9 protein-coding genes and 2 pseudogenes are annotated in these 7,291 nt (G+C 64.3%); 7 read left to right on the forward strand and 4 right to left on the reverse strand.

Going from position 1 to position 7,291, the window contains the following annotated elements:
* Both F0Q45_RS22930 and F0Q45_RS22935 read right to left on the reverse strand, forming a co-directional pair.
* Positions 1-273, reverse strand: a pseudogene (locus F0Q45_RS22930) (acyl-CoA dehydrogenase family protein); the annotation flags it as partial.
* Between the two features lie 46 nt (positions 274-319).
* Positions 320-418: pseudogene (locus tag F0Q45_RS22935) on the reverse strand (short-chain dehydrogenase); the annotation flags it as partial.
* 223 nt (positions 419-641) lie between these two features.
* On the opposite strand from F0Q45_RS22935, the gene F0Q45_RS22940 reads away from it, so the two are divergent.
* Together F0Q45_RS22940 and F0Q45_RS22945 are read left to right on the forward strand one after the other, a co-directional pair.
* Complete coding sequence (locus F0Q45_RS22940) at positions 642-1,250, forward strand: histidine phosphatase family protein (RefSeq protein ID WP_149656099.1); 609 nt, start codon at positions 642-644, stop codon at positions 1,248-1,250.
* A 23-nt stretch (positions 1,251-1,273) separates the two neighbouring features.
* Positions 1,274-2,326: a phosphotransferase family protein gene (locus tag F0Q45_RS22945; RefSeq protein WP_149656100.1), complete on the forward strand. Its 1,053-nt coding sequence runs from the start codon at positions 1,274-1,276 to the stop codon at positions 2,324-2,326.
* Between the two features lie 42 nt (positions 2,327-2,368).
* Here the strand turns inward: F0Q45_RS22945 and F0Q45_RS22950 are convergent, their stop codons facing one another.
* Positions 2,369-2,725, reverse strand: a complete 357-nt coding sequence (locus F0Q45_RS22950; protein ID WP_149656101.1) for a LapA family protein — start codon at positions 2,723-2,725, stop codon at positions 2,369-2,371.
* Positions 2,726-2,836: 111 nt separating this feature from the next.
* Here F0Q45_RS22950 and F0Q45_RS22955 point away from each other — a divergent pair, with 111 nt between their 5' ends.
* The 5 genes from F0Q45_RS22955 to F0Q45_RS22975 are packed head-to-tail and all read left to right on the forward strand — an operon-like array spanning position 2,837 to position 6,904.
* Positions 2,837-3,784: an ABC transporter substrate-binding protein gene (locus F0Q45_RS22955; protein WP_149656102.1), complete on the forward strand. Its 948-nt coding sequence runs from the start codon at positions 2,837-2,839 to the stop codon at positions 3,782-3,784.
* Positions 3,781-4,875, forward strand: coding sequence for an ABC transporter ATP-binding protein (locus F0Q45_RS22960; protein WP_149656103.1), 1,095 nt, complete (start codon positions 3,781-3,783; stop codon positions 4,873-4,875). Before F0Q45_RS22955 ends, F0Q45_RS22960 begins: the two co-directional genes overlap by 4 nt.
* 1 nt (position 4,876) lies before the next feature.
* Complete coding sequence (locus tag F0Q45_RS22965) at positions 4,877-5,557, forward strand: ABC transporter permease (protein WP_149656104.1); 681 nt, start codon at positions 4,877-4,879, stop codon at positions 5,555-5,557.
* Positions 5,554-6,300 carry an ABC transporter permease gene (locus F0Q45_RS22970; protein WP_149656105.1) on the forward strand — a complete coding sequence of 249 codons (747 nt, stop codon included), beginning with the start codon at positions 5,554-5,556 and terminating at the stop codon, positions 6,298-6,300. The genes F0Q45_RS22965 and F0Q45_RS22970 overlap by 4 nt, the downstream gene beginning before the upstream one ends.
* Positions 6,281-6,904, forward strand: a complete 624-nt coding sequence (locus F0Q45_RS22975) for a putative glycolipid-binding domain-containing protein (protein ID WP_373425068.1) — start codon at positions 6,281-6,283, stop codon at positions 6,902-6,904. The genes F0Q45_RS22970 and F0Q45_RS22975 overlap by 20 nt, the downstream gene beginning before the upstream one ends.
* Here the strand turns inward: F0Q45_RS22975 and F0Q45_RS22980 are convergent.
* Positions 6,867-7,291: prephenate dehydrogenase dimerization domain-containing protein (locus tag F0Q45_RS22980; protein WP_149656107.1), on the reverse strand; the 425-nt coding region annotated here is incomplete at its 5' end. The genes F0Q45_RS22975 and F0Q45_RS22980 overlap by 38 nt on opposite strands.

The raw sequence follows: 7,291 nt of genomic DNA on the forward strand, positions 1-7,291 counted from the left end.
CCGCGCACTCGATGCGTCAGGCCACGCCTGGGTGCCGAACACGATCGGCGCCCACGGGCTGCGGCCCAGGATCTCGTCGATCAACGTCAGCTATACCGCGCCGAGGCCCTGCCCGCCGAGTTCTGGAATCATATGCGGTGCCTACCGGCCCTGGTCGCGAACTTGCTGCTTGAGCGGATCGACGATCCGGCGGAGTTGGTCATCCATGGTCATCCATTGGTCATCCAGTGGCAGCGCCTCGCAGCCCGGGAACAGCACTTCGAGAGGTCGCATTCCGGTTCAGTGGAGAAACCCCAAGGCCCGCAAGTGCTCCTATCTCTCAGGGGATGCCGCCGTCGGGCTGGACAATCGAGCCGGTGGTGAAACTGGATGCGGCAGACGCTAAGAACAGTGCGGCGCCCACGATTTCGGGTGGGTTGAGGCTGACCACCGCGCGAGGTTGAAAAGCTGGTCCGCGTAACCCATTTCAGCGGGCCCGGACTATTTTTCGGTGAGCTTCGGATCCCCGTTTTCCCGCACGATGCCAAGTTTCTCGTTGCCGCTCGCGGTCGCCATCATCGGCACACCGCGCTCTCAGATTGGAAAATAGCACTCTCGCGCGCGGCAAGAAGGCCCCGACGCCCACATGCAAGGCTTGTCCCATGCAACTGCTTCTGGTGCGGCACGCGTTGCCATTGCGCAGCGAACACGGTGAAGGCGCTGACCCCGAGCTATCAGAAACCGGGCTGGCGCAGGTGGGTCGGCTGCCCGAGGCGTTGGCCAGATTTCCCATCGCCCGGGTGGTCAGCAGCCCGCAGCGCCGCGCCCTGCAGACCGCCGAACCGGTTGCGGCGGGATGGGAACTGCCCGTTGAAATCGACGAGCGGCTCGCCGAGTACGATCGCGACCTTCCCGTGTACATCCCCGTCGAGCAAATTCGCCAGGATCATCCCCAGGAATGGGCGCGGATGGCGCAAGGGCAGCTGCCCAGCGCCGTCGACGAGGACGCTTTTCGGGCCCGGGTCCGCGCAGCTATTGACGACCTGGTGGGCTCCGCTGATCCCGACGACACCGTTGCGGCCTTTAGCCACGGCGGCGTGATCAACGTGGTGTTGCACGAGATTTTGGGCACGGCACGGCTGTTGTCTTTTCCCATCGACTATGCGTCGCTGACCCGGCTGTTGTTTTCCAGAACCGGTCAGGCGACGGTCGTAACGGTCAACTCGGCAGAGCATGTGTGGGATCTGCTGCCCCGGAACCAGCGCTGGTAGCTAGGCGGTGGTAAACAAGTTCGGTGACTTCGGTTGACCGGCTTGATGGCCTGGACGTGGCGGCCCTGGACGGGTATTTGCGTTCGCTCGGCATTGCGCGCGACGGTGAGTTGCGGGGCGAACTGATCTCCGGCGGCCGCTCCAATCTGACCTTCCGGGTCTATGACGCGGCGACGAGCTGGCTGGTGCGTCGTCCTCCGTTGCACGGGCTGACGCCCTCGGCCCACGATATGGCCCGCGAGTATCGGGTCGTCGCCGCGTTGCAGAGCACACCGGTTCCGGTGGCCCGCACGATTGCATTGTGCGAGGACAGCTCGGTGCTGGGTGCGCCGTTCCAAATCGTCGAGTTCGTCGCCGGGCAGGTGGTGCGCCGGCGGACCGAACTCGAAGTATTGGGCCGTCGGACCATCGACGGCTGCGTCGACACGTTGATCCGGGTCCTGGCAGACTTGCACAGCGTCGATCCGAGCGCTGTCGGGCTGGGCGATTTCGGCAAACCTGACGGCTACCTAGAGCGCCAAGTACGTCGGTGGGGCTCCCAGTGGCAGCTGGTGCGGTTGTCCGACGACCGCCGCGACAACGACGTCGCGCGGCTGCATTCTGCCCTGCAGCAAGCCATTCCGAAGCAGACCCGAACCTCGATCGTGCACGGCGACTACCGGATCGACAACACGATCCTGGACGCCGATGACCCGGCGAAAGTGCTCGCAGTGGTGGACTGGGAGCTTTCCACGCTGGGCGACCCGCTCAGCGACGCCGCCCTGATGTGCGTATACCGCGACCCTGCGCTAGATCTGATCGTCAACGCGCAGGCTGCCTGGACATCGCCGTTGCTGCCAACGGCCGACGAGCTGGCCGACCGGTACTCGCTGGTCTCCGGGATGCCGCTGGGGCATTGGGAGTTCTACATGGCGCTGGCTTACTTCAAGCTGGCCATCATCGCTGCCGGCATCGATTTCCGCAGGCGCATGGCTGAGTTGGCCGATGGGAAAATCGATTCCTCCGACGCGGCGCCCGACGTTGTGTCGCCATTGATTTCGCGCGGCTTGACCGAAATTTCTAAGCCGATCTCCTAGCTGCCGGGGCGGCGAGCCACAGCAGTAATTCGCGACGCACAGTCAACGTGGCGGGCCAGCTGACCGCATAGCCTCGGCGTGCGTCTTCTTGGCCACCCGCCGCAGTTGAATGATTCGTGCGGTGCCGACCGCCACCGTCAACAGTCCGCCCCCGACAGCCGCCAACAAGATGGCGACTCCCAGCGGCAGGGTCCAGTGCCAACCAAAGAAGGTGAACGGCGTGGCCGCTGTGTTTTGGGCGATGAAAATCAGCAGCAGAATGAGGATCAGAAAGCCGGCAATCAACGACGACCACAGGGCACCAGCGCGGGTGAACTTGACCGCCGGGTCTTTAGCCGTCGCGCGAGGTCTGGCCGTCGGGGGCGGCTGAGCAGGTGAGCCGGGAGGATTGCTGGTCATAATGCCATCTTCTTCCCATCCCGCACGGAATCAAACTAAACCGGGCGAGAGACTGCGTGCCCGGCCAAGTTATCGCGGCACCCCGGGGCTGCTAGCGATAGTGTCACCAGCATGAGGATGCTGCGGCGCGTGCAGCGCGCAACACTCGCCGCGGCGATATGCATGATGACCGCGGGCCCGGTGGCGGCCTGCGGCACGGCCGACCCATTCGGCTCGGTGACCGGCAACCTGAACTCGATCGTGGTTGGATCTGGAGATTTCCCGGAATCGGAGATCGTCGCTGAAATTTATGCACAGGCATTGCAGGCCAACGGTTTCAACGTAGGCCGGCGGCTGGGAATCGGTAGTCGCGAGACCTACATACCGGCGCTCAAAGACCATTCCATCGACCTGGTACCGGAGTACATCGGTAATCTGCTGCTGTACTTTCAGCCCGCGGCCACAGTGACCATGCTCGATGCCGTCGAGTTGGAACTGTACAAAAGGTTGCCCGGGGACCTGTCGATTCTGACGCCGTCACCGGCCTCCGATACCGACACCGTCACCGTCACCGCAGCGACCGCCACCAAATGGCACCTAACCACCATCGCCGATCTGGCAACCCATTCCGCGGAGGTGAAGTTCGCGGCGCCCTCGGCATTCCAGACCAGGCCGTCCGGATTGCCTGGACTGCGTCAAAAGTATGGGCTCGACATCATGCCGATCAATTTCATGACCGTCAATGACGGTGGCGGTGCGGTGACCGTGCGGGCATTGATGGACGGCACGGTGGCTGCCGCCGACATATTTAGCACCTCGCCGGCGATCCACCAGAACAATCTGATCGTGCTGGCGGATCCGGACCACAACTTTTTGGCCGGCAACATTGTGCCGCTGGTGAATTCGCGGAAGAAGTCGGATCGCCTCAAAGATGTCTTGGACGCGGTATCAGCCCGGCTGACCACCGAAGGTCTGGCCAAACTCAACGCGGCGGTGTCGGGCAACGATGGCGTCGACCCCGACCAGGCGGCACGCAAATGGCTGCAAGACAACGATTTCAATCACCCTCTCCGACCATGATCAGCTTCGAAGGGGTCGCCAAGCATTACCCCGACGGGACCACCGCCGTCGACCAGTTAAGCCTCGAAGTCCCTAAGGGTGTGCTCACTGTCTTCGTCGGCCCCTCCGGCTGCGGCAAAACCACGGCACTGCGAATGATCAACCGAATGGTCGAGCCGACCTCGGGCAGCATCACCGTCGACGGCACCGACGTGTCAACGGTCAACCCGGTAAAGCTGCGCCTTGGAATCGGCTACGTCATCCAGAATGCCGGGCTGATGCCCCACCAACGAGCGATCGACAACGTCGCGACGGTGCCGGTACTCAAAGGACAGTCCCGCCGCTCGGCCCGCAACGCCGCCTATGAGGTGCTCGAACGTGTCGGGCTCAGTCCCAAAGTCGCCACCCGTTATCCCGCTCAACTCTCGGGAGGCGAACAACAGCGCGTCGGAGTGGCCCGGGCGTTGGCGGCCGACCCGCCGATCCTGTTGATGGACGAGCCATTCTCCGCTGTCGACCCGATGGTTCGCCACGACCTACAGAACGAAATCTTGCGATTGCAAAGCGAGCTGCACAAAACCGTCGTCTTCGTCACCCACGACATCGACGAGGCGTTCAAGCTCGGCGACGTGGTTGCGGTGTTTGCCCCCGGCGGTCGGCTGCAGCAATACGACGAACCGGCCCGGCTGCTTTCGCGACCGGCCAACGAATTCGTGTCCAGATTCATCGGTCTTGGCCGCGGCTATCGATTGCTGCAGCTCATCGACGGCGCAGGGCTATGGTTGCATGACCTCGAGTGCGTTTCGGTCACAAGGCTCGACGAATGGCAACTCCCCGACGGCTGGGTGCTGGTAGTCGACGACGAACGCGCCCCTTTGGGGTGGATCGACACCGACGGTCTGCGGCGTCACCGCGGCGGTGCGGCTCTGTCGGACGTCATCACCATCGTCGGCTCGGTGTTTCGCCCCAACGGCAACCTCAGCCAGGCACTGGACGCGGCACTGTCCTCACCTGCGTCGATAGGTGTGGCCGTCGACGGCGGCGGCAAGGTCATCGGCGGTGTGCGGGCCGCCGACGTGCTGACCGCGGTGCAATCCCGAAGGCCGGGCTGAGGTGCACTATCTGATCAGCCACCTGGGCAGCGCTTGGGCGCTGACCGTGGTTCATCTGCGGCTATCGCTGGTTCCGGTGCTGATCGGGATCGCGATCGCGGTGCCGCTGGGCATTTCCGTGCAGCACGCGCCGATGCTGCGCAGACTGACCACGGCAACCGCCAGCATCGTGTTCACTATCCCTTCTCTAGCGCTGTTCGTGGTGATGCCGCTCATCATCGGAACCCGCATCCTCGACGAGGCCAACGTCATCGTCGCACTGACGGCATACACGACAGCGCTGTTGGTGCGTGCCGTGCTCGAGGCGCTGGATGCAGTGCCGGCGAGGGTGCGCGATGCGGCCATCGCAGTCGGCTACTCGCCGATCACCCGGATGCTCAAAGTCGAACTCCCCCTGTCGATCCCGGTTCTGGTGGCCGGGTTGCGCGTGATTACGGTGACCAATATCGCGATGGTTTCCGTGGGTTCGGTGATCGGCATCGGCGGCCTGGGCACCTGGTTCACTACGGGCTATCAGTTGAACAAGAGCGACCAGGTTGTGGGCGGGATCATCGCGCTGTTCACGCTGGCTGTCTGCATTGATGTGCTGCTCAACCTCGCTGGCTGGCTGGCCGCGCCGTGGGAGCGGGCCGCACGCAACCGCCGGCGGATCAGATCCCCGATTGTCGGCGGGGCGCGATGAACTTCCTGCAACAGGCGTTGTCCTATCTGGGCACGGCGGACAACTGGACCGGACCGGCCGGCCTGACGGCTCGCACGGTCGAGCACGTGGAATACACCGCGCTGGCCGTGGCAGCTTCAGCGGTGATCGCCGTCCCGATCGGGCTGATCATTGGGCACACCGGCCGCGGCCAAATGATCGTGGTGAGTGCGGTCAACGGATTGCGTGCGTTGCCGACGCTGGGTGTGCTGCTGCTGGGTGTGCTGCTGTTCGGGCTGGGACTGGGGCCTCCTATCGTGGCGTTGCTGCTGCTGGGCGTTCCGCCGCTGCTGGCCGGCACCTATGCGGGTATCGCTAATGTCGACCCGTTGGTCGTGGATGCGGCCCGGGCTATGGGCATGACCGAGTCCCGGGTGCTGCTACACGTCGAGGTGCCCAACGCGCTGCCCTTGCTACTGGGCGGTTTGCGCAGCGCGACGTTGCAGGTGCTCGCGACCGCGACGGTGGCCGCCTACGCCAGCCTCGGGGGGTTGGGCCGGTACCTGATCGACGGGATCAGAGAGCGTCAGTTCCACATCGCGCTAGTCGGTGCGCTCATGGTGGCGGCATTGGCGTTGATCCTGGATGCGCTGCTGGCGGTGGCGGTATGGGCGGCGGTGCCTGGCACCAGTCGTTTGCGGGGACTTGCTGGGCGGCCAGATCATAGAATTGACGCTGCAGTTAGCGACAAATCCGCCGCGATGGATGGACAGGTCTTACGGTAGAAGAGTGAACGCAGCCCTCTCTTCTCCGACTGGGCGCGCCTGGCCGGCTATGTTGACCTGGCGCGCACAGGACGTCTCACGCATGGAATCGGTACGAATCCAGGTATCCGGCAAGAGAATCAGAGCCAACGGCCGCATCGTGGCAGCAGCCACCGCAACCAACCCGGCGTTCGGGGCCTTCTACGAGGTGCAGACCGACGAGTCCGGCGCCACCAAGCGGTTCGGGTTGACCGTCACGCTGGCCGAGCGGGAACGCCAGCTTGCTATCGCCCGCGACGAGGAGAACATGTGGTTGGTCACCGACCACCAGGGCGAAAGGCGTGCGGCGTATAACGGCGCGCTGGACATCGACGTGGTGTTCAGCCCGTTCTTCAACGCATTGCCGATCCGCCGCCTCGGTCTGCATGAGCGTGCCGCATCGATCGCACTGCCGATGGTCTACGTCAACGTACCCGAGATGTCGGTCACTGCCGACACCGTGAGCTATAGCAGCGAAGGACGTCTAGACGCAATCAAGCTGCGGTCGCCGGTCGCCGACACGGTCGTCACTGTCGACGGTGACGGGTTCATCGTGGAGTATCCAGGACTGGCAGAGCGGATCTGATCACACCACCGGCGCGTCCCGCGGCGGCGAGCTGCTCGCGCCATTTCTCGTCTCCGATAGCTACCGTGACGATGTCAGAACGCGGGAAGCTCTCGTAACGGATGCGGGCGGCGTGGCCGGCGTCGGCCAGTTCGGCCACCGAGCCGTTGTGCGCCAGCGAATCGCGGGCGCGGCTCAGCAACTCGATGACCTGGTCCGTGACGGGCACCAGCTGGCCGGTGTTGGCCTCGCACATCGCCCGCACCAGATCCGGAGCGGTGCCGGCTACCCGAGTGGCGTCCCGGAAAGAGCCCGCGGCCAGCGCGAAAGCCAGCGGGACCTCGGCGGCGGTGACCGCCAGCGCCTCGGCAAGCAGATGCGGTAGATGCGAGATGGCGGCCGCGGCGG

The organism is Mycobacterium simiae (assembly GCF_008370645.1).
GTDB lineage: Bacteria > Actinomycetota > Actinomycetes > Mycobacteriales > Mycobacteriaceae > Mycobacterium > Mycobacterium simiae_A.